The sequence below is a fragment of the Aeromonas sp. HMWF015 genome (genome assembly GCF_963878965.1).
GTDB classification, from domain to species: Bacteria; Pseudomonadota; Gammaproteobacteria; order Enterobacterales; family Aeromonadaceae; genus Aeromonas; species Aeromonas veronii.
On record NZ_CAWNZT010000197.1, the window covers coordinates 31,631 to 53,340 of the forward strand.

Here is a 21,710-nt window from a genome sequence, read left to right on the forward strand (position 1 = left end):
TAACTTTGCCCTCGTTATAGTCGCTTACCCTGAAAAAAGTGGATGACTGCTTTTGTGTTGTGCGCTTTTAAAGCCTAGTCAACAGACTCCAGTAATCCATCACGGTTGATAGGTTAAATTCTGAAGAAACCTGCCCGATCCTTGTGCGGGGAGGGTCAGTCAACAACACCGCTATGTTACTGACTGTTAAATTATTTTTGCCACGATAGTGAGGTAAATGTCAAAGACATAAAAAATAAATGTTTATGGGAAAGAGGGAACTTATTGCGAAAAGATTAAGGGGTTTGACGAAAGGCAATGGGGCTGCGGGTTGGCGGGGTTATGGATGAGAATGTCATTACGTGAACGTCAACGTAAATCACTTTGTTTGGAGTTTTGGCTCTAATTTTTACATTGACGCTACATATTGAGTGCCCTAGATTGGCGATGTGTGAGCAGCAAGACGCTTTAGCAAGAGAGTTGACTGTTGCCTCACCAAGCTCTGTTTAAGCACGTTTCCGTTGGCTTGACCCTCGCAACCGCGAGGGTCTTCTTTTTCTGCGTCTTTAAACGCTTGTTTCTGCTGGTGGCTATTGAAGCCACCAGCACTCATCTAGCAAGGGTAGGCTTGTTGCACTGCCGCTAGGACGCGGGCAAACGGGTGCGCGGCCAACTGGCCTGCACCCGCTAGCGATTTGGCTTTGACCCGGCTGGTCAGCGGTGTGGTGATGCCGCACAGGAAACGGGCCAGAACACGAGCATCCACCGAACCTGTCTTGGCAATCAGCGGATCGCACCAGGCGCGGATCCCCGCCTCGTTTGGCATGGTCAGTGAGGGTAGGGGAGGAAGATGTGCCACCTCGCCGCGACAAACCGAACAGTGGCCACAATGAACCGGCGCCACCTCATCGGCAAAATAGCGGGCGAGGCGGTGGCACAGGCACTCACTTGAGGTGAAAAAGTCGAGCATGGCTTGCAGTCTGGCCAGCTCGCTCTGCTCTTTTTGCAGGAACAGGGCATGCAGGGCATTTGCTTCCTGCTCGTTGTCCCATTCCTGACGGGTGATCCGGTAGACCTCGGTCATCTGTTTGCTTTCAAGCTCGATCCAGCCTTGCTGTTGCAGGTAGTCGAGCGCCGCAACCGCCCGCTGCCGCTCTCCCTGATAGCCCTGCCAGAGGGCGTCAAAGTCCATGGTGCACCAGCTGCGCGCTTGCGGGGCGCAGGCGAACAGTTGCTCCAGAAACTGGCGACGATCCGGATTGAAGCGACTCACTATCTCGCCTTTATCCAGCACAAACTTGAAGCGGTAGTCGGCGTAGTAGCTGTAGGCCGGGGTGATGATGCCTGCCATCTCCAGATAGACCAGCAGGGTTTTAAGGGGCAACTGGCGGATATTGGTGTCGTTGGAGAGGCGCAGTAGGGTGAATTCCCATTCGCTCCCGCTCTGCTTGATGATGGCAAGAAGCTGGAGGATGGCACTCAAATCCGGCGTATCGCCGTAGACGAAGTTCTCCAGCACCGGCAGCTGGCTCTGGTTGGCCAGCACGATACAGCGCGATGGTTGGCTATCTCGTCCGGCGCGGCCAATCTCCTGGCTGTAGTTCTCGATGGATTTGGGCAGATCGTAGTGAATGACTCGCCGGATATCCGCTTTGTCGATACCCATACCAAAGGCGATGGTAGCGACGATGCAAGCCACCTTGCCCGCCATGAAGTCGTGCTGGATCTGGCTGCGCAGCGCCGAGTCGAGTCCGGCATGATAGGCGCGGGCGTTGATCCCTTCTCTAACGAGTTGCTCGGCGCAGGCTTCGGCGGTGTGTTGCAAGGTGACGTAGACGATGGTGGGGGCCGCCGGATCGTTGGCCAACTCCTGCGCGAGCCAGCCATCCCGCGCGTCGGGCGCCAGGGGAATGACCGCCAGATCAAGATTGGGGCGGTAGAAACCGGTGACCACGACCCCCTCCGGCGCTATGCCGAATTTGGTCTGCATATCCTGAATAACCGCCGGTGTGGCGGTGGCCGTCAGCAGCAACACCTGCGGGATCTTCAGATCATGGCGATAGCTCGGCAGCTTGAGGTAGTCGGGGCGAAAGTTGTGGCCCCACTCAGAAATACAGTGAGCTTCGTCAACCACCAGCAGTGATAGGGGCACTTGCTGGATAAAACGGCGAAAACGCTCGTTCTTGAGTCGCTCTACCGAAATCATCAGGATCTTGAGCTGGCCATCCAGCGCCTGCTGCATAACTCGTCGGCTCTCCTCCGGGCTCTGGCTTGAGTCGAGGGTGGCGGCGCTTATTCCCTTGCTTTTGAGGAAGGCGAGTTGATCGTGCATCAGCGCCAGTAGCGGCGAGATAACCAGGGTCAGGTGAGGCAGGGCGAGGGCCGGCAGTTGATAACAGAGGGACTTGCCGGAGCCGGTGGGAAAGATGGCGGCGGCACTCTGACCTGCCAGCACCCGGCTGATCACCGCCTCCTGACCTGGCCTGAGTGCGGAGAAACCAAAATATTGGTTGAGCAGGGATGGGATCATGGCAAGGCTCCGCGGCAAATGGGGGATGATAGCACAGCGATGCCGGTCACGGGTGACACAGGAATGGTCGTGAGGGTAATGGCAGAGAGTGTCGATAAAACGTACAAAAATGGGTGGTTGCGCTGCGGTTAAGGTTTTGTTGCGGTTTTTTGTGATGGAAACGGGATATTTTTTGGTGAGTCTCTGGAAAAAAAAGATGGCGAATGGGATATTCCGTCATGCAATCCGGTGATTGGGGATCGGCCCGACAGAAGGCTGGCCACAGACACCACATTCGGGCGACAGGGGTCTCCCGATGGGTGGTTGCAGACAGGACTCATGATTCATGCACTACGGTGCTTAGGGACTTTTTTGATGACACAACAACACCCCCTCCTTCGGCTGGTCAATAGCACCAGCTTGGTCAGCCAGATCCTGGTTGGTCTGGTATTCGGTATCTTGCTGGCACTGTTTGCGCCCGAGTGGGCGAAAACGGCTGGTTTGCTCGGCAGTCTGTTCGTTGGCGCACTGAAAGCGGTAGCCCCGCTGTTGGTATTCGTACTGGTGATGGCGGCCATCATTGGTCACAAGCAGGGTCAGAAGACCAATATGCGACCGATCCTGCTGCTCTATCTGTTTGGTACCTTCTCTGCGGCCGTGGTCGCGGTGATAGCCAGCTTCCTGTTCCCCTCCAACCTCCATCTGGTGGCCAATACTGCCGAGATCACCCCGCCAGGCGGGATCACCGAGGTGCTGCAGACCCTGCTGTTCAACGTGGTGACCAACCCGGTCAAGGCGCTGATGGATGCCAACTATATCGGGATCCTGGCGTGGGCCATCGGTCTGGGTATCGCTATGCGCCATGCCAACGAGAGCACCAAGGCGCTCATCACTGACCTGTCTCACGGTGTCTCCGCCATCGTGAAAGCGGTGATCCGCTGTGCTCCGCTCGGGATCCTGGGTCTGGTTGCCTCCACTCTGGCAGAGACCGGCTTCGACGCCCTGTTTGGTTATGCCCAACTGCTGGTGGTGCTGATCGGCTGCATGCTGTTTATCGCCTTCGTGGTCAACCCGTTGATCGTCTTCTGGAAGATCAAGCGCAACCCCTATCCGCTGGTGCTGACCTGCCTCAAAGAGAGCGGCGTGACCGCCTTCTTTACCCGCAGCTCTGCGGCCAATATCCCGGTTAACATGGCGCTGTGTGAAAAACTGCGTCTGCCGGAGGATACCTATGCGGTCTCCATCCCGCTGGGTGCCACCATCAACATGGCTGGTGCTGCCATCACCATCACTGTGCTCGCCATGGCGGCGGTGCATACCCTGGGTATGGAGGTGGATCTGGCAACGGCTGTGCTGCTCTCCGTGGTCGCTACCATCAGTGCCTGTGGCGCGTCCGGTGTAGCCGGTGGCTCCCTGCTGCTGATCCCGCTGGCCTGTAGCCTGTTTGGTATCAGCAACGACATCGCCATGCAGGTGGTGGCTGTCGGCTTTATCATCGGCGTGCTGCAGGATTCTGCCGAGACAGCGCTGAACAGCTCCACCGACGTGCTGTTCACCGCCGCAGCGTGCATGGCCGAAGATGAAACCCTGCTGGATGTGGCTCCGGTACCGAGCCGCGAAGCCTGATCTCCTAACGCTCAGTTTCGCAACACACTTGCGCCCTCTTCGGAGGGCGCTTTTTATTGCCGGATTTGCTCTCTTTTCCTCTTTAAGCAGGCTCTTTGGCTGATGTGCCGGACATTCTGTCTCCCTTGTCCAGGGCGCTGCCTTATCTTTATCCCTTTGAGTCGTGCTTCCTCCTTCTGTTGTGCGTTACACATTTTTGCCTGCTCTGCCAACAGCCGATTGCTATGGCATACCCCAGCTACTGCATCACAGAAGAACGAAGATGGCTGGCTGCGGCAGATTAGCTCGTCCTATCAGATACGCCATCATGGTTTGGTGAGGGGGAGTAAACGTGTTGGCGATATTGAGCTGCGGACAGGGGAGGGGGTCATGTTGATACCCGATGTGCTCTGCCATAGCGCTGGTGAGCATACAGATATCCAACAAGGTGAGGAGAGTAATAAGGAGAGAGCAGGGGAATCGCGGAGGCACAGATTGCAGAGATAAAAAAGCCAGCCGACTATTCGGCTGGCTTTTTGCTATCAGCGGCAGGTAGGGGATTAACCGATCAGCTGATAGAGGATGGCGGAGATGGCGATCATCCCCATCACAGCGACAAATACGTTGCTGATATGACCCTGATACTTCGCCATGGCCGGTACGCGCTTGATAGCGTACATCGGCATGATGAACAGGATGGTGGCGATGATCGGGCCGCCCAAGGATTCAATCATGCCCAGGATGGAGGGGTTGGCAATGGCAGTGCCCCACAGGGTCAGGATGAAGAAGGCGATGATAAACATCTCGACTTTCTTGGCGTTCGGCTCTTTGCCTGACTTGCGCATGTTCTGCACGATCATCCCCTTCAGACCTTCACGGGCACCCAGATAGTGGCCGAAGAAGGAGGAGACGATGGCCACGAAAGCAACCAACGGACCGAAGTAGGAGATGATGGGGCTGGCATGCTGGTTGGCCAGATAGGAGAGCACGGCGATGTTCTGAGCCTTGGCTTCTGCCAGCTGGGCCGGTGTCAGGCTCATGACGCAAGAGAAGACGAAGAACATCACGAAGCCCAGCAGCACCATGGCGGTACGCTTGAGGATGGCATCGGCTTTCTCGACAGCCTTATCACCGTGGTCGCGGCGCTGGGCCAGAGAGAAGCTGGAGATGGCCGGGCTGTGGTTGAAGGAGAAGACCAGTACCGGGATGGTCAGCCACAGGGTAGTGGCGAAATCCTTGGCAGAGGGCACTTGCTCCAGCGCGGCACCGGTCCAGTCCGGGATCAGGTACAAAGAGATACCGGCCAGAATGGCGATCAACGGATAAACCAGCAGCTCGGTCACTTTCAGCATCAGCTTTTCACCGGCCAGCATTACCGACATCATGCCCATGATCAGCACGATGGAGAGGATCCAGCGCGGCGGGGCACTCATCTGCAGCTGGTTGACCATGAAGCTTTCGACGGTGTTGGTGATACCCACGCCGTAGATCAGCACGATGGGGTAGATGGCGAAGAAGTAGAGCAGGGTGATTAATTTACCGGCACCCACGCCAAAGTGCTCTTCTACCACTTCGGTGATGTCTGCATTTGGCTTTTTGGAGGAGAGCACGAAGCGGGCCAGACCACGGTGTGCCAGATAGGTCATGGGACCTACCAGCAGCGCCATGACGACCAGCGGCCAGAAACCGCCCATACCCGCGTTGATAGGCAGGAACAGGATCCCTGCGCCAACCGCGGTCCCGAACAGACTGATGACCCAGGTAGAGTCGCGTTTTTCCCAACGAGTGGTTTGAGTAGAGCTGATCCCTTGCTCTGTTGACGCCGCAACTCCCTGCGTGCCAGTGACTGTGTTTGACATCTATCTCACCCCGAATGTGTGGTTCTTATTAAGTCGGCGCAAGGATACGGTTTTTCTAATCAAAAATGTTGATCAAATTCATCTTTACGGCACGAAAAACCGCACTTTCTTATGGAAATGTGATCAAAACAAGAAAAAATCAATTATTGTTTATCAATTGGCACGTTATTTTAGTGTTAATGATTAAATCTCGCCCAGCCAAATGTAGGTAAATTGTTATTTTGCGAGATGCTGGGCTAGCTGGTTAATCATGCTGGCGGTGGCCCCCCAGATAAAGTGCTGTTGCCAGGGGATCCAGTAGATGGTATGCGCTTTCCCCCCTCTGGAAAGGGTCAGGGGGATGTGGTTGCGCCGATCCAGCAGATGGGTCAGCGGCACTTCAAAGGCGTGATCCACCTCATCCGGACTCAGAATGAGGGGATAGTTGCCATCGAGCAGCCCCAGCACCGGCAGCACCTCGAATCGTGACACTGTATTGAGCGGGTTGAGGGTGCCGATCACTTCAATCAGTCGGGCCGGAATGCCGAGCTCCTCTTCGGTCTCCCGCAGCGCCGTGACAATCAGGTTTTCGTCGCCGGGATCCTGTCGCCCGCCGGGGAAGCTGATCTGTCCCCCATGATGGCGCAGCCGTGGGCTGCGCCGGGTCAGTAACACGCTGAGCCCCTCATCGCGCATCACCACCGGGATCAACACCGCCGCCGGACTGAGCCCGCCGATGGCGAGTCGATGGGCCGGGGCGGGTCGCTGCAACTGGAAGCGGGTCAGCAGTTCGTGGCGATCCATGGCGGGGAGCTCTCCTGTGCGTTGGCCAGACAGTGGGAGGGTTACAGCGCCGACAGCGGCGGCAGGATGCGGGCGACCTTGTCATAGGTCTCCTGATATTCGCTGTCGGCGTCGGAGTCGGCGATGATGCCACCACCGGCCCAGCAGTGCAGACGACCCGCTTCGGCGATCAAAGTGCGAATGCAGATGCTGGTATCCATCCGGCCATGCTGGCTGAGATAGCCGATGCTGCCGCAATAGGCATTGCGGCGCTGGGGCTCCAGCTCTTCGATGATCTCCATGGCGCGGATCTTGGGGGCGCCGGTGATGGAGCCACCCGGGAAACAGGCCCGCAGCAGATCGACTCCTTGCCAGGGTGCATCCAGCTCGCCGTGGATGGTGGAGACCAGATGATGTACCGCCGGAAAGGACTCTACCGCAAAGAGGTGAGGGACGCTGACCGAGCCCGGCCGGCTGACCCGACCGATATCGTTGCGCAGCAGATCAACGATCATCAGATTCTCTGATCTGTCCTTGTCCGCCTGCGCCAGCTCCTGCGCGACTTGCCGATCGATGGCCGGATCGGGGTGGCGAGGGCGAGTGCCCTTGATGGGTTTGGTTTCGATATGACGGCCATCGAGCAGCAGGAACCGCTCGGGGGAGAGACTCAGCAGCGCACTCTCCGGCAGGCGGATAAAGGCAGAGAAGGGGGCCTTGTTGGCAGCCGCCAGCAGGCAATAGGCCTGCCACTCATCACCTTGATAGGGGGCGCTGAAACGCTGGGTCAGGTTGATCTGGTAGCAATCCCCCGCGGCAAGGTATTCCTGAATGCGGGCAAACTTCTCGCCATACTCGGCGCGGCTCATATTGCTCTGCCACGACCCCTGCAAGGCAAAAGCCGGGGCCGGTTTGGCCTGCTGCTGTTTAAGCCAGGCCAGCCGGTTGGCAAGGCCCGCTTCATCCCCCCAGTGCACCAGTTGCCAGTCGCCGGTCGCCACATTGCGCAGCAGCGCCCAGTCGTAGATGCCTACCGCCATGTCTGGCACCGCGATATCGGCGGCGGCCTGCACTGGCAGTCGCTCGAAGCGACGGCCGAGATCATAGCCAAAGAGACCGAGGGCGCCGCCAATAAAGGGCAGGTGAGTGGCACACAGTTCTAGCTCCCCCAGCAGCTGTTGCTGGGTATGGGCCAGCAGGGCGAGGGGATCTTCGCTGTGTTCGCTGATATTCGCCCCGACACACAGAGTGGTCACCTCGCCGCGGGTTTCGAGGGTCGCCAGCGGATCGGCAGTGATGATATCAAAGCCGTTATCGGCGCCGAGTGGCCCCGCCGATTCCAGCAACATGGCCCACGGCTGATGTTGCAGGCGGGCAAAAAGCTGATGGAGTTCAGCACTATGGTCTAGATGATGGATATGAAGTGTTGGCGTCATTTTATGTTACACAGGCAACAGTTTGGTTCCCGAACCCTAGTCGGTGCTGGTGGGCAAGCGTATCATAGGTGTCGGTGACTTAAGAAAAAACTGCCGTGTCGTTCGTTTTTTGCTGGTTGATAGTTTTTAGCCAGCACGTCAGCACGGCCCATCATATGGAAGCCCTTGCCCTGCTCCGTGGCAGCGACAAGGACCAGTGAGGATGATATGAGCATTATAAAAAAACAGGATTTCATCGATTCTATCGCAGATGCCCTCCAGTACATCTCCTATTACCACCCGTTGGATTTTGTTCAGGCTGCCAAAGCGGCGTATGACCGTGAGGCCAACCCGGCCGCCAAAGATGCGCTGGCCCAGATCCTGATCAACTCCCGCATGTCCGCCGAAGGTCATCGCCCGCTCTGCCAGGACACCGGTATCGTGACCTGTTTCGTCAAGATCGGCATGCAGGTGCAGTGGGACAGCGACATGACGGTGCAGGAGATGGTGGACGAAGGGACCCGTCGTGCCTACACCAATCCTGACAACCCGCTGCGCGCCTCCGTGCTGGCCGATCCGGCCGGCAGTCGCAAAAACACCAAAGACAACGCCCCTGCCGTGGTACATATCGACATGATCCCCGGCAACAAGGTGGAAGTGAGCATCGCGGCCAAAGGCGGCGGCTCCGAGAACAAATCCAAGATGGTGATGCTCAACCCCTCTGACGATATCGTCGAGTGGGTACTGAAAACCGTGCCGACCATGGGTGCTGGCTGGTGCCCACCCGGCATGCTGGGCATCGGCATCGGCGGTACCGCCGAGAAAGCGGCGGTGCTGGCCAAAGAGGCCCTGATGGAGCACATCGACATTCAGGAGCTGATCGCCCGTGGCCCGCAAACCACCGAAGAGAAGCTGCGGGTCGAGCTCTACGACAAGGTCAACAAGCTGGGGATCGGTGCCCAGGGTCTGGGCGGCCTCACTACCGTACTGGATGTGAAGGTCAAATCTGCGCCGACTCACGCCGCTTCCAAGCCGGTGGTGATGATCCCCAACTGCGCCGCGACCCGTCACGTTCACTTCGAGCTGGATGGTTCAGGCCCCGCCGAGCTGACCCCGCCGAAACTGAGCGACTGGCCGGAGATCACCCGTGAAGCGGGTGGCAATGTGCGCCGTGTCAACGTCGATGGCATCACCAAGGCCGAGCTGGCCAGCTGGAAGAGCGGTGATACCGTGCTGCTCTCCGGCAAGATCCTCACCGGTCGCGACGCCGCCCACAAGCGTATCGCCGACATGCTGAAAAATGGCGAAGGGCTGCCGGAAGGGGTTGATTTCACCAACCGCTTCATCTATTACGTTGGCCCGGTCGATGCGGTGCGCGACGAAGTGGTCGGCCCGGCAGGTCCCACCACCTCTACCCGGATGGACAAGTTCACCGACATGATGCTGGGTGAGACTGGCCTTATCGGCATGATCGGCAAATCCGAGCGCGGCCCGAAAACCGTCGAGAGCATCAAGCAGCACAAGGCTGTTTATCTGATGGCCGTTGGTGGCGCCGCCTATCTGGTGGCCAAGGCCATCAAGAAGGCCCGCGTGGTGGCCTTTGCCGATCTCGGCATGGAAGCGATCTACGAGTTTGAAGTGGAAGATATGCCGGTGACTGTTGCGGTCGATTCCGAAGGCAACAACATCCACGAAACCGGCCCGGCCTACTGGTCGGCCAAGATTGCAGAGCTGGATGGCAAACTCTCCTCCTGAGTGACCCTTTCCGCTGCCGGTTAACGGCATCGGCCTGTAAAGAAGGCGCGTCCATCCGGATGCGCCTTTTTGCTTTGGCTGGCTTGTTATGGGCTCAGGTTGGCCGTTTGCGGCAAGCGGGCATAAAAAAGGATGGCGTGACGCCATCCTTTTTCGTTGTGCTTGTGCTTGTGCTCTGGCAGCAGAGAGCAGAGCAATCGCCCTTGGCTTTAGGCCTTTTTCAGGTAGGCAGCAACCAGTACGATCTGCACGCCGTTGACCTTGCCTTCGATATGGAGCGGGTTGTTGGTCAGACGGATGCCCTTGACCAGGGTGCCGCGCTTGGCGGTGAAACCGGCGCCTTTCACGTCCAGATCCTTGATCAGGGTGACGGAGTCGCCCTCTTGCAGCACGGCGCCGTTGGAGTCAACGGTCGGTACGCTGTCGTCATCTTCGTCAGCAATACCAGCTTCAGCCCAGGCCTTGGCTTCGTCTTCCATGTACATCATGTCCAGCAGATCCTGAGCCCACACTTCACCCTTGCCGGAGAGTGCTTTGAGCTGGCGCCATGCCATCACCTGCACCGCAGGCACCTGGCTCCACATGCTGTCACTCAGGCAACGCCAGTGGTTGACCACCAGGGTATCCGGTTGTTCCAGCTGACCACGGCAGGTGTCACAGATAGCAACGCTGTGATCATCGTCGCTGGCGGGGGAGTGAGGCACCACGAAGGCGGTCAGCGCCTGCTCGGCGCTGCACAGTTCACACTTGGCGCCCGCGCGCGCTTGCAGAATGGCGTTGATGGTCATGTTGTTGGTTCCATAGCTAGTGGTAAAGCGACCCGCGTTGGGCGGGGCGCGTGAAAGAGGGGGCGGAATATAGCATAAAACCCCGCACTTTGTCAGGTCTGCCCTGGCTCACAGGGTTGGCGGTGCTGTTGCGCGGCGCTGATCGTCAGGTATTGAGAGTGCAATTTGAAGCGGGATCGCTAGAATGAGCCTCCTTTTTGACTGCAAGGCAGGGGCATTCGTGCTGGCTCAACGTTTTCAACAACTGGATCGACTGCTCACCCGCTACCGACGCTGGTGGCAATATCAGCCATATCATCATTTGACCATGGCCTTTGCCGATGAGGCGCCCGAACTGGCTGCGTTGCTCAATGAGCTGACGCTCGGCCAGTTGGCAGAGCTCGATGCGGATATGGATGCCCTCAGCAGTCTGCTTGCCCCCTGGATTGCCGAGGGAGCCGAGCTGCAGCAACTCAGCCAGCTTGTCCCGTTTACCCCGGATCCCATCAGCTGCAGCAAGGAGATGGCGCTGCATATGCCGGGGCGCAAGCAGGCCCAGATCGAGTCGTTCACCGCCTGTCTGCCTGCCCATCAGGGCCCCTATCTGGAGTGGTGTGCTGGCAAGGGCCACCTTGGGCGGCTGGTGTCACTTCATCGACAGGCTCCTATCCTCAGTCTGGAGTTGCAAGAGCAGCTTTGTGACGAAGGTCGGCTGCTAACCGAGCGGGATGGCGCCAATATGACCTTTACCTGCGCCGATGCTTTTGCCCCCGAGTCGGCGGCGCTGATCGCCCCCGAACATCACGCCATGGCACTCCATGCCTGCGGTGATCTGCACACCCATCTGCTGGAACGGGTGGCCGAGCGCGGTGCCAGCGGCGTGACCATCTCTCCCTGTTGTTACCACCTGATCCGCAGCAGCCACTATCGCCCGCTGTCAGCTGCGGCCAGCGCCAGCGAGCTGGTGTTGAGCAAGGCGGATCTCAAGTTGCCGCTACAGGAGACGGTCACTGGCGGTGCGCGGATCGCCCGCCTGCGCGAGCAGGAAGTGGTGTGGCGGCTCGGGTTTGACTGCCTGCAGCGTCAGGTGCGCGGTATGGATGAGTATCTGCCGGTGCCCAATATGCAAAAGAGCCTGCTGACCGGCACGTTTGAGGCATTCTGCGTTTGGGCTGCAGAGCGCAAAGGGATTGTGCTGCCAACAGGGCTCGACTATCCCGCCTGGTTGGAACACGGGGAGCGCCGCTTTGGTGATGTCGCCCGCATGGAGCTGGTGCGTCATTTGTTTCGCCGTCCCCTCGAGATCTGGCTGGCGCTGGATCGCGCGCTCTTTTTGCAAGAGCAGGGCTATCGGGTCGAAGTGGGGGAGTTCTGTGCCAAACCCATGACCCCGCGCAATATCCTGATCCGTGCCGTGCGTGTCTGACATCCGGCTATTTTGAGCATTTTTCTTGAACATTGATGATGGCTGACAGCTTGAGCTTGTCAGCCATTTTTTTCATCACGAACAATGACCGTATGGCAGGTCACCTGGCCGTCTCAACTGTTCTAAAAATGGGCGACAGATCACGCTATTGTGTTTTCGTTTGGGTTCTTTTTCTTTGTTTCAGTTGTACTGAATATCACAAGGTGAAATGGCTCACAAATTCTACTTATTTCTTAATTCTCATCGTGAATTTAGTTGTTGAAACACCTACTCTTGGAACGCAATAATTCAAACAAGGACGATAAACATGTTCAAACCCAAGCGTTGTGCCTGGCTGATCGCTGCCGCCTGCGCATTGCCAAGCTATGCCGCAATGAGTGCAGCCATGAATATTCAACCCGATCCGCAAAATGCGGGAGGATATGTGATTGCGGCCCCGGATCTGGCAGCCATGGAAAAAACCAAGACGGCCAATCCCATGTATGCAATATGGGCCAAGGCATTGGCGACCCGGTCAAATAAAATCGTTGATGCCATTGAACCGGGTCTGGCAAGCAATCCTGACAACGTAAAACGGGTTGAACGGGTATTTCCCCAATCTGAATGGGAATATTTAACCCAGATGGCAGCGCCGGAATATACTTATGTCCGCTTCTTGCGAGCCATCGGTAAATTCCCTGCGTTCTGTGGTGAATATACTGACGGGCGTGATTCTGATGCGATCTGTAAAAAATCCATTGTGACGGCCTTTGCGCACTTCTCTCAGGAGACCGGTGGCCATATTGCCAAGGAGAATGTCTCCGATAACCCGCTGGGGCTGGAGGAGTGGCAACAGGCGCTGGTGCATGTGCGGGAGATGGGCTGGTCAGAGGGACAGACCGGCTATACCACCGGCTGTGGCCAGAACGACTGGCAGAACAAGAAGTGGCCTTGCAGCACGGGTCAGGGGTACTTCGGCCGCGGCGCCAAGCAGCTTTCTTACCACTTCAACTACGGTGCCTTCTCCGAGGCGATGTTCGATGGCGATGCCTCCGTGCTGCTCAACAACCCGGGGCTGGTGGCGGACTCCTGGCTCAACCTCGCTTCTGCCATCTGGTTCTTCCTCACCCCGCAGGCCCCGAAACCGGCCATGCTGCACGTGATTGATCGCACCTGGGTTCCCTCCAAGCGGGAAGCTGACGCCGGTATCGGCTATGGCTTCGGTACCACCATCAACGTCATCAACGGCGGCATCGAGTGTGGCGAGCAGAACAAGGACAAGGGGCAGCCGGTCAATCGTATCCGCTACTGGGAAGGGCTGGCCAACCACTACCAGATCCCGATCAAGGCGGATGAGAAGAACACCTGCTGGCAGCAGACTCCCTATGGCAGCCTCAATCTTAACGGCGCTACCGACGTGCTCTACACCAACTGGGATGGCAACTGGAAATACTATCCAGATCGCCCGGGCGGTTACTCCTTCGAGTGCGAGCTGGTAGGCTTCCAGACCGCTTATTCTGCATTGGTGCCGGGTGATTACGAGAAGTGCGTGACCAACCTCTACGGCTCCCACGCCAACTGGCCGAAAGTGCGTATCGTGGACAAACTGACTCCACCGCCGGTCGATCCGAGCGAACCCCCCATCGGTGGCAACCCGGCCTGGGAAGCGACCAAGGTCTACACCGCGGGCAACAAGGTGAGCTACAAGGGAGCCGTCTATCAGGCCAAATGGTGGACACAGGGGGATGATCCCGCCAAAGGTGACCCCTGGGCGTTGGTGACGACCCAATAAAGAGACAGTCCATCCATAGATTGATAAGGAGAGGGGGCTTAGCCCCCTTTTAATATATTTTTTTGCGCTGGGGGATAATATGTGGCAGAGATTAAAAAGAGATCCATCTCTCTGGAGGGGTAGCTGTATTTTTTGGCCAACCTTTATTTCCCGCTTAAAGTGATGTAAACAGCCCACATCAAATTTATTGATGGGTGGATTTAATGTTTTAACCTTGCTGCTAAGCAATATTAAAAAGCGTTGAGTGATGTTTTGCTAAACGATGGGTTCGCAGAGCACACCCATGACGCTATCCTTCTCGTATTTATGATGAGGGTGTTTATTCTTCCCATCTATCAATTCATGGTATCACCTTGGTGACATTTATTTCACAGAGAGAAAAATGAACATATTGGATGTAAAAGTCATGTGTATCCATTCGTTTACGGATGAGAGTATGTAGTTCGGCGGATGTTTTTTACTGCGAGCGAGGTAATCTTGCTCGATTTAAAATAATAGTTAAGGTGCGCAGATGAATGGGGATTGTCGTCTCGTTATCCGAATGGGAAGTCGCATGCGGTTTAATCACTAAGCACATAGCAGGAAAGAGGAGTGCACCATGGAACTGGTGGTGATCCGCCATGCAGAGACGCAGGCCAATGCGGAAGGGCGTTATCAGGGCGCGCTGGATATCGGGCTCAACGACGATGGCGTGCGCCAGATATCCCGGCTGGCTGAGAAGGTAGCAGTGACAGAGCCGCCGTTCGATCGGCTGCTGGCGTCCCCCTTGCTGCGAACAAGGGAGAGCACTGCCATCTTGTCTCGTCAGTTGGGATTGCCTGTGGAACTTGTGCCTGCCTTTCGTGAGCGGGATGTCGGCCTGTTTGAAGGGCTAACGCAGGTAGAGGCAAGAACACGCTATCCCGAACTGTGGGCGCGCAATATCACCCGGCGCTGGGCTGAATCTCCACCCGGTGGTGAAACCATTGATGAGGTGATTGCTCGGGTCTCACAGGGACTCACGGAACTTGCTTCGACCATGCAAGGGGAGCGGATACTGCTGGTGGTGCACGGTGTGGTCGCCAAGGTGATCCGCGCCGTAACGATTGCCGGTTTTGATGACTTCTTCGACTGGCAATTGCCCAACGGCGGCATGCTGTCGGTGAGGCTCTCTCTGGCTGATGGCGGTCCACTGCGCTTTAGCCGTTCCCTTGATGGTGGTGATTGAAGAGTGCACCAAAAACAGGACGAAAAAAGCGCTACCGAAGAGAGTAGCGCTGCTTTTTGTGTACGTTGCGGTTGGTTATCTCTGCAGGCACAGGTTAGCAGTGTCACCAGAGGGCAGGGGCGTGCGTCCTTAAGTCGGCTCCTGCTCCTCTTTGCGGCAGCAGTTGCGCCCCTGCTTTTTGGCCAGATAGAGGGCGGTGTCGGCTCGTCTGACCATCTTCTCTACAGTGTCATGGCTACCCTTGCTGGCGCTGATCCCGATACTGATGGTGAGGGAGATCTCAAGAGCCCCGTCCAGTGCATGGTGCTGGGATTCGATGGCGAGCCTGATCCGTTCGGCGCTGGCCCAGGCGAGCTCGAGGGAGGTTTCCGGTAGCAGCACGATAAACTCTTCGCCACCCCAGCGACCCAGCATGTCCACCTCCCGCAGCTGTTTGCTGATCCGTTTCACCAGACTCAGGATCGCCAGATCTCCCTGCTGATGGCCAAAGGTGTCGTTGACTTCCTTGAAGTGGTCGATATCGATCAGCAGCAGGCTCATGGTATGGCCGAAACGCTGGCAGCGCTGCATCTCGGCGTTGACCAGCTCGTTGAAGCGGCGCCGGTTGGCAATGCCGGTCAGGGGATCCGTGGTGGCGGCGACCTTCAACTCCTCCACCAGTCGGGCTCGCTCCGAGATATCCCGCAAGATGGCGGTCATCTCGGTGGTCGGGCCCAGATTGATCTTGGCGATGGTCACTTCCAGCGGAAATTCGCTGCCGTCTCGGCGCAGACCCATCACAGAGGCGCGGGCATGCATCGGGCGCGAATTGATGGGGGAGCTGCTGAAGGCTTTGAAATAGGTTTCGTGATTGGCGCGAAAACGCTGGGGAAGCAGGGTTTCCAACCGCTTGCCGAGATAGCTCTCGTCGATGCCGAACATCTCGCAGGCAGCGGTATTGATAAGCTCGATGCGCGATTCGCTGCTGACACTGATGATGCCGTCATAGGCGGAGTTGACCACCGCTTCGAAGCGGCGGCGACTGGTGGTGAGCGCCTCTTCCAGCTGCATCCTGGCGGTGATGTCGATAGCGGTCACGATGATCCGGTTGATCCGTGCCTGCTCGGGGATGATGGGGGAGAGAATAAAACGCCACCAACTGGTACGCGAAAGGCTGTCGATGGGCAGCTCGCTCTCGAGCCCAGTCTGCATGCGCACACATTCGTGCATTGGCGGCTCGATGGTATTGGTGATGTAGCGGGGAAACATCTCGCTCAGCTGTTTGCCAATGCTGCCAAGGACATCCAGCTCGAACGCCTTGGCAAAGGTATCGTTGGCAGAGACCAGCACAAAGTGATCATCCTTGTCGAGGCTGAACACCGCCACGGCGGCGCCGATGGCGTCGAGAGATGACTTTATGTCGGCATGGGAACCCTGTGTAAACATGCGACCTCCACGGCGAATAACATATTGATATTCAGTATAGTGTGGTCGTTTGGCTAACTACTCTTCGATATCCAGCAACACCAGAATGGCGCTGTCGCCGCCCCATTCGCGGGGGGCCTGATGGAAGGCGCGCACATTGGGGTGCTGGGCCAGCCAGCTGGGAATGCGCTGTTTGAGAATATGTTTGCCGATGCCGTGCATCACCGAGGCGACGTGAATGTTCTCTTTCTGGCAGAGGGTGAGCAGGGCGGCCAGCTCCTGTTTTGCCTGCTGCTGGTTCATGCCGTGCAGATCCAGGTAGATCTCCGGCGGATAAATGCCCCGCTTGAGCTTTTTCAGCTCAAATTTTGACACATCTTCCCGCACGTAACGGGTCGGCCCATCATCGTCGAGATGGGGCTGATACTCATCGCTGAAATAGTGGTCAACCCCAAGCTTTTCGCGGGTTTCGCGCAATTCGCGTTTCTGCTTGACCGGGCGTAACTCGGCCCTTATGGTATCTTGCTTGATTTTCCGGGTACCTTTTATCGCATCGCGGAACAGCAGGGTTTCCTCGTCTGTCGGTGAGGGCGTTTTTTTCATCAGATGCTCATGTATTAGGTATGCGTCTTGCCCGCAACGTAAACGGGGCTCGGGCCGGATATTACTCGACTTGGAGGTGGATTTGGACAAGATATTTATCGATGAGGTGGTTGCCGAGATGCACACCATCCAGGACATGTTGCGTTGGGCCATGAGTCGTTTCAACGACGCCGGGATTTTTTACGGTCATGGAACCGACAACGCCTGGGATGAAGCTGTGCAGCTGGTACTGCCCGCGTTACATCTGCCACCGGATGTAGACCCGGCCATGCGCCACTCCCGTCTCACCAGCAGCGAGCGTCACCGTATCGCCGAGCTGATTATCCGACGCGTACAGGAGCGGGTACCGGCCGCCTACCTGACCAACAAGGCCTGGTATGCCGGTTGGGAGTTCTACGTGGATGAGCGGGTGCTCATTCCCCGTTCCCCCATTGCCGAGATGGTGGCCAACCGCTTCGCGCCATTCCTCAAACATGAACCGACCCGGATCATGGACCTGTGCACCGGCTCAGGTTGCATCGCCATCATCATGGCCCACGAGTTCCCTGAAGCGGAAGTGGATGCCATCGACATCAGCATTGATGCACTGAACGTGGCCGAGCGCAACATCAACGATCACGGGCTGGAGCAGCAGGTCATTCCGATCCGCTCCGATCTGTTCCGCGATCTGCCGGCGGGCGACAAGTACGATCTCATCGTCTCCAACCCGCCCTATGTGGACTCCGAAGATATGTCGGATCTGCCGGACGAGTTCCGTCACGAGCCCGAGCTGGCGCTGGCGTCCGGCTCCGATGGTCTCAAACTGACCAAGCGTCTGTTGGCCCATGCGGCAGATTTCCTCAAGGATAACGGCGTGCTGGTGGTCGAAGTGGGCAACAGCATGATCCATCTGGAAGCCCAGTTCCCAGAGATCCCCTTTACCTGGGTTGAATTCGAAAACGGCGGTCACGGCGTCTTTGTAATGACCCGTGACGAGCTGGTGCAGTATCAGGATCATTTCGCCATCTACAAGAACTAAGCAGGAGCGCGCATGGCAGGGAACAGTTTTGGTCAACTCTTTCGGGTCACTACCTTTGGCGAGAGCCACGGCCTGGCGCTGGGCGCCGTGGTTGATGGCTGCCCGCCGGGGCTGGAGATCAGCGAAGCGGATCTGCAGGGGGATCTGGATCGGCGCAAGCCGGGCACTTCCCGCTACACCACGCCGCGCCGCGAGCCGGACGAGGTGAAGATCCTCTCCGGGGTGTTCGAGGGCAAGACCACCGGCACCTCCATCGGGCTGCTCATCGAGAACACCGATCAGCGCTCCAAGGATTACTCCGATATCAAGGATCTGTTCCGGCCGGGTCACGCTGACTACACCTACCACCAGAAGTATGGTCAGCGGGACTATCGCGGCGGTGGTCGCTCCTCGGCACGCGAGACCGCGATGCGGGTAGCGGCGGGGGCCATTGCCAAGAAGTACCTGAAAAAGGTGCATGGCATCGAGATCACCGGTTTTCTCTCCCAGCTCGGCCCCATCAAGGCCGAGGCGTTTGATGCGGCGCAGATTGAGCAGAATCCCTTCTTCTTCCCCGATGCGGGCAAGCTGGAAGAGCTCGATCAATACATGCGCGACCTGAAAAAAGAGGGCAATAGTATCGGTGCCAAGGTGCAGGTCATTGCGCGCAATGTGCCGGTGGGCCTGGGTGAGCCGGTGTTTGATCGCCTCGACGCCGATATCGCCCATGCCATGATGGGCATCAATGCGGTGAAAGGGGTGGAGATCGGCGACGGCTTCGCGGTGGTGGAGCAAAAAGGCTCCGAGCATCGCGACGAGATGACTCCGGCAGGCTTTGCCAGCAACCATGCGGGCGGCATTCTGGGTGGCATCTCATCCGGGCAGGATATCGTGGTGAGCATGGCGCTCAAGCCTACCTCCAGCATCACGGTACCGGGCAAGACCATCACCACCGAGGGTGAGGCTACCGAGATGATCACCAAGGGGCGCCACGATCCTTGCGTCGGCATCCGCGCCGTGCCCATCGCCGAAGCCATGCTGGCACTGGTATTGATGGATCACCTGCTGCGCCATCGCGCCCAGAATCAGGGGGTGTTGACCCATACCCCGCAGCTGCGCTGATCCCTGTTGCTGCTTATCGACTGAGCGTTCCCTGTTCGGGGAACAAGTTCGACAATACCAAAAAGGCGACCTTCGGGTCGCCTTTGCTATTTCAGGTGGCGGCTTATCCCGTCAATGCTTGCGGAGAGTGCGGGTCAGCAGATCTGCGGCACCCGGATCGGCATTGAGGCGACACCTTGGGGGCGAGAACTTGTTGTGGGGTTTGGGCAAGGCATGAATGGCCTCGTTGACTTTGAGGATCTGTTCTTCACTCACGCTGTTTTTGGCAAACATCAGACTGACCGGCTGGTGGTGTAGCAACAGCTGGCAGCTGATAAACTCTTCGGCCCCCAGCTGGGCCAGCCGGTAGCGGGCATATTGCCACTCCATGATGATGCCATCGAGGCGGCGAGCCAGCAGCAGATCGATCATCCGCTCATCGGCGTTGTATTCGGTCGCCATTTTAAGCGCCGGGCAGCTATCCATCTGATGCATGGGGCGGGTGCCGCGCAACTTGCCTATCTTGAGCCCCTTCTCGTTGCACAACGCGGAAAGATTATCGAGCTGCGCCCAGCGATCCTGATGGCCGGGAATCGGGTCATTGCTCAGCAGCACATAGGCACTCTGGCGGTAGGGGGTCGAGAAGCGGGCATAACTCTGGCGCTCCGGCAGAGAGAGGGCGGCCATCGCCACATCCAGCTGATCGTGTTCTACCAGATGCAGTGCCCGCGCCCAGGGAAGCTCGCGAAACTTGGGGGCAAAGCCCGCCTGGGTAAGGATCTGGCGGGTCAGGCTGACATCCAGCCCATCCAGCTCACCCCGGTTGTTGATTTGGCTGAAGGGGGGCCAGTGACTCCAGGCCACGGTCAGGGTCTGACTGGCCTGCAGCGCAGGGCTTAGCAGCAGAAGCAGCAGGCCAATCCTTGCCTGCCAGCTGCCGCGGGGACGATATGGCGTGGTCATAGCTAAACCTCGTTATTGTGTTCTTCTATCCCGTGCTTTTGCCCCGCGAGACATGCCTGCGAGGGCTGATATTGTGTTGCCAGTTAATAGTGTGGTGCGTGCTACATCAATCAACGGGATTATTCGGGGGGCAGGAGGGGGATTTTCTGTTCGTGCTGGGAGGATCATCACATTTTTCTCGTTTATCCCGGGCAACTCCGTTAGACTGCGCCTCTATTCTTTCCCCTTTGCTCTGCTCCCCGGGGAAATCGTTGTTTTCTCAATAGGCCCAGATCTTGTGAGATGGCATCGGCTCAGCAGAGGAGCCCCACCACAAATCCCCGGAGCCCCTATCTCTAGCAGGTAACTATGAGTTTTACTTCCCTCGGTCTGGCCGAACCCTTGTTGCGTGCCGTTGCCGAACAAGGCTACGACACCCCGTCTCCCATTCAGCAGCAAGCGATCCCCGCCGTTCTGGCTGGCCGCGATCTGATGGCGGCGGCCCAAACAGGGACCGGCAAGACCGCAGGCTTTACCCTGCCGATGCTGCAACGTCTGATGGAGAGCAAGCGCAAGGTCTCTCCAAACCGCGTCCGTGCGCTGGTACTGACCCCGACCCGTGAGCTGGCCGCCCAGGTGGGCGAGAGCGTGCGCAACTACGGCAAGCATTTGCCCCTGCGCAGCCACGTGGTCTTCGGTGGCGTGAGCATCAACCCGCAGATGATGGCGACTCGCCGTGGTCTGGACGTGCTGGTGGCCTGTCCTGGCCGCCTGATGGATCTCTATAACCAGAACGCCGTCAAGTTCGACGAAGTTGAGATCCTGGTACTGGACGAAGCGGATCGCATGCTCGACATGGGTTTTATCCGCGACATCCGCCGCATCCTGGCCCTGATGCCGAAGAAGCGCCAGAACCTGCTCTTCTCCGCCACCTTCGCCGACGAGATCCGCGAACTGGCCACCGGTCTGCTGGATAACCCGGCGGTGATCGAAGTCGCCCCTCGCAACAGCACTGCCGAGCGTATCGAGCAGCTGGTGCATCCGTGCGACAAGGCCAACAAGATTGCGCTGCTGAGCCATCTGGTCACCAGCAACAATTGGCAGCAGGTACTGGTGTTCACCCGTACCAAGCACATGGCCAACCGCGTTGCCGAAACCCTCGACAAGAACGGCGTCAGCGCCGCCGCCATCCACGGCAACAAGAGCCAGGGTGCCCGTACCCGTGCGCTGGCCGGCTTCAAGGATGGTAGTGTCAAGGTGCTGGTGGCGACCGACATCGCCGCCCGTGGTCTGGACATAGACAAGCTGCCGCAAGTGGTCAACTTCGAGTTGCCCAACGTGGCGGAAGATTACGTGCACCGTATCGGTCGTACCGGCCGTGCCGGTGCTGCCGGTCACGCCATCTCCCTGGTTGCTGCCGATGAAGGCAAGCTTATCAAGGCGATCGAGCGTCTGACCAAGCAGAACATTCCGTGCGAGCAGGTGGCCGGTTTTGAAGCCTCCCGCGAGACGCTCGACCACATAAGCCGTGGTATCGGCGCGCCGCTTCGCAAAGAGCCCCGTGATCCGAGCGAGCAGCGCCGTGCACCGCGTCCGCAAGGTCAAGGCCAG

General features: G+C 57.9%; 16 protein-coding genes. 8 read left to right on the forward strand and 8 right to left on the reverse strand.

Annotation, left to right across the window (positions count from 1 at the left end):
* Positions 1–592: 592 nt before the first annotated feature.
* Complete coding sequence (locus AACS18_RS10560) at positions 593–2,509, reverse strand: RecQ family ATP-dependent DNA helicase (protein ID WP_108612280.1); 1,917 nt, start codon at positions 2,507–2,509, stop codon at positions 593–595.
* A 354-nt stretch (positions 2,510–2,863) separates the two neighbouring features.
* Here AACS18_RS10560 and sstT point away from each other — a divergent pair, with 354 nt between their 5' ends.
* Positions 2,864–4,114: a serine/threonine transporter SstT gene (sstT, locus tag AACS18_RS10565; protein ID WP_108612281.1), complete on the forward strand. Its 1,251-nt coding sequence runs from the start codon at positions 2,864–2,866 to the stop codon at positions 4,112–4,114.
* A 539-nt stretch (positions 4,115–4,653) separates the two neighbouring features.
* Here sstT and AACS18_RS10570 read toward each other — a convergent pair.
* From AACS18_RS10570 to pabB, 3 genes are all read right to left on the reverse strand, one after another.
* A complete protein-coding gene (locus tag AACS18_RS10570; protein ID WP_108612282.1) occupies positions 4,654–5,952 on the reverse strand; it encodes a serine/threonine transporter in 1,299 nt (432 codons plus the stop codon).
* Between the two features lie 216 nt (positions 5,953–6,168).
* The gene (locus AACS18_RS10575; protein WP_108612283.1) at positions 6,169–6,735 is read right to left on the reverse strand and encodes a CoA pyrophosphatase; all 567 of its coding nucleotides are present in this window, start codon (positions 6,733–6,735) and stop codon (positions 6,169–6,171) included.
* A 41-nt stretch (positions 6,736–6,776) separates the two neighbouring features.
* Positions 6,777–8,060: an aminodeoxychorismate synthase component I gene (pabB, locus tag AACS18_RS10580; RefSeq protein WP_258228702.1), complete on the reverse strand. Its 1,284-nt coding sequence runs from the start codon at positions 8,058–8,060 to the stop codon at positions 6,777–6,779.
* Between the two features lie 294 nt (positions 8,061–8,354).
* On the opposite strand from pabB, the gene AACS18_RS10585 reads away from it, so the two are divergent.
* Entirely contained in the window at positions 8,355–9,881 is a 1,527-nt protein-coding gene (locus tag AACS18_RS10585) for a fumarate hydratase (RefSeq protein ID WP_005351759.1), read from the forward strand.
* Between the two features lie 209 nt (positions 9,882–10,090).
* On the opposite strand, the gene AACS18_RS10590 is transcribed toward AACS18_RS10585, so the two are convergent.
* Entirely contained in the window at positions 10,091–10,669 is a 579-nt protein-coding gene (locus tag AACS18_RS10590; RefSeq protein ID WP_005333203.1) for a PhnA domain-containing protein, read from the reverse strand.
* A 184-nt stretch (positions 10,670–10,853) separates the two neighbouring features.
* On the opposite strand from AACS18_RS10590, the gene AACS18_RS10595 reads away from it, so the two are divergent.
* From AACS18_RS10595 to AACS18_RS10605, 3 genes are all read left to right on the forward strand, one after another.
* Positions 10,854–12,074 carry a methyltransferase gene (locus AACS18_RS10595; protein ID WP_108612285.1) on the forward strand — a complete coding sequence of 407 codons (1,221 nt, stop codon included), beginning with the start codon at positions 10,854–10,856 and terminating at the stop codon, positions 12,072–12,074.
* Between the two features lie 307 nt (positions 12,075–12,381).
* Positions 12,382–13,845 carry a chitinase gene (locus tag AACS18_RS10600; RefSeq protein ID WP_108612286.1) on the forward strand — a complete coding sequence of 488 codons (1,464 nt, stop codon included), beginning with the start codon at positions 12,382–12,384 and terminating at the stop codon, positions 13,843–13,845.
* Between the two features lie 598 nt (positions 13,846–14,443).
* Positions 14,444–15,052 (forward strand): histidine phosphatase family protein, encoded by a 609-nt coding sequence (locus tag AACS18_RS10605; protein ID WP_108612287.1) that lies wholly within the window; start codon positions 14,444–14,446, stop codon positions 15,050–15,052.
* A 129-nt stretch (positions 15,053–15,181) separates the two neighbouring features.
* On the opposite strand, the gene AACS18_RS10610 is transcribed toward AACS18_RS10605, so the two are convergent.
* Entirely contained in the window at positions 15,182–16,477 is a 1,296-nt protein-coding gene (locus tag AACS18_RS10610) for a sensor domain-containing diguanylate cyclase (protein ID WP_108612288.1), read from the reverse strand.
* Positions 16,478–16,534: 57 nt separating this feature from the next.
* On the reverse strand, positions 16,535–17,059 hold the full coding sequence (smrB, locus tag AACS18_RS10615) for an endonuclease SmrB (RefSeq protein ID WP_005333198.1): 525 nt from the start codon (positions 17,057–17,059) through the stop codon (positions 16,535–16,537).
* 82 nt (positions 17,060–17,141) lie between these two features.
* On the opposite strand from smrB, the gene prmB reads away from it, so the two are divergent.
* Complete coding sequence (prmB, locus tag AACS18_RS10620) at positions 17,142–18,077, forward strand: 50S ribosomal protein L3 N(5)-glutamine methyltransferase (protein ID WP_005360393.1); 936 nt, start codon at positions 17,142–17,144, stop codon at positions 18,075–18,077.
* A 12-nt stretch (positions 18,078–18,089) separates the two neighbouring features.
* Positions 18,090–19,178, forward strand: a complete 1,089-nt coding sequence (aroC, locus tag AACS18_RS10625; RefSeq protein WP_108612289.1) for a chorismate synthase — start codon at positions 18,090–18,092, stop codon at positions 19,176–19,178.
* A 111-nt stretch (positions 19,179–19,289) separates the two neighbouring features.
* Here the strand turns inward: aroC and AACS18_RS10630 are convergent, their stop codons facing one another.
* Positions 19,290–20,120: a substrate-binding periplasmic protein gene (locus tag AACS18_RS10630; protein WP_108612290.1), complete on the reverse strand. Its 831-nt coding sequence runs from the start codon at positions 20,118–20,120 to the stop codon at positions 19,290–19,292.
* A gap of 348 nt (positions 20,121–20,468) precedes the next feature.
* On the opposite strand from AACS18_RS10630, the gene AACS18_RS10635 reads away from it, so the two are divergent.
* Positions 20,469–21,710 (forward strand): DEAD/DEAH box helicase (locus AACS18_RS10635; RefSeq protein WP_258228699.1); only part of this gene is annotated, 1,242 nt, incomplete at its 3' end.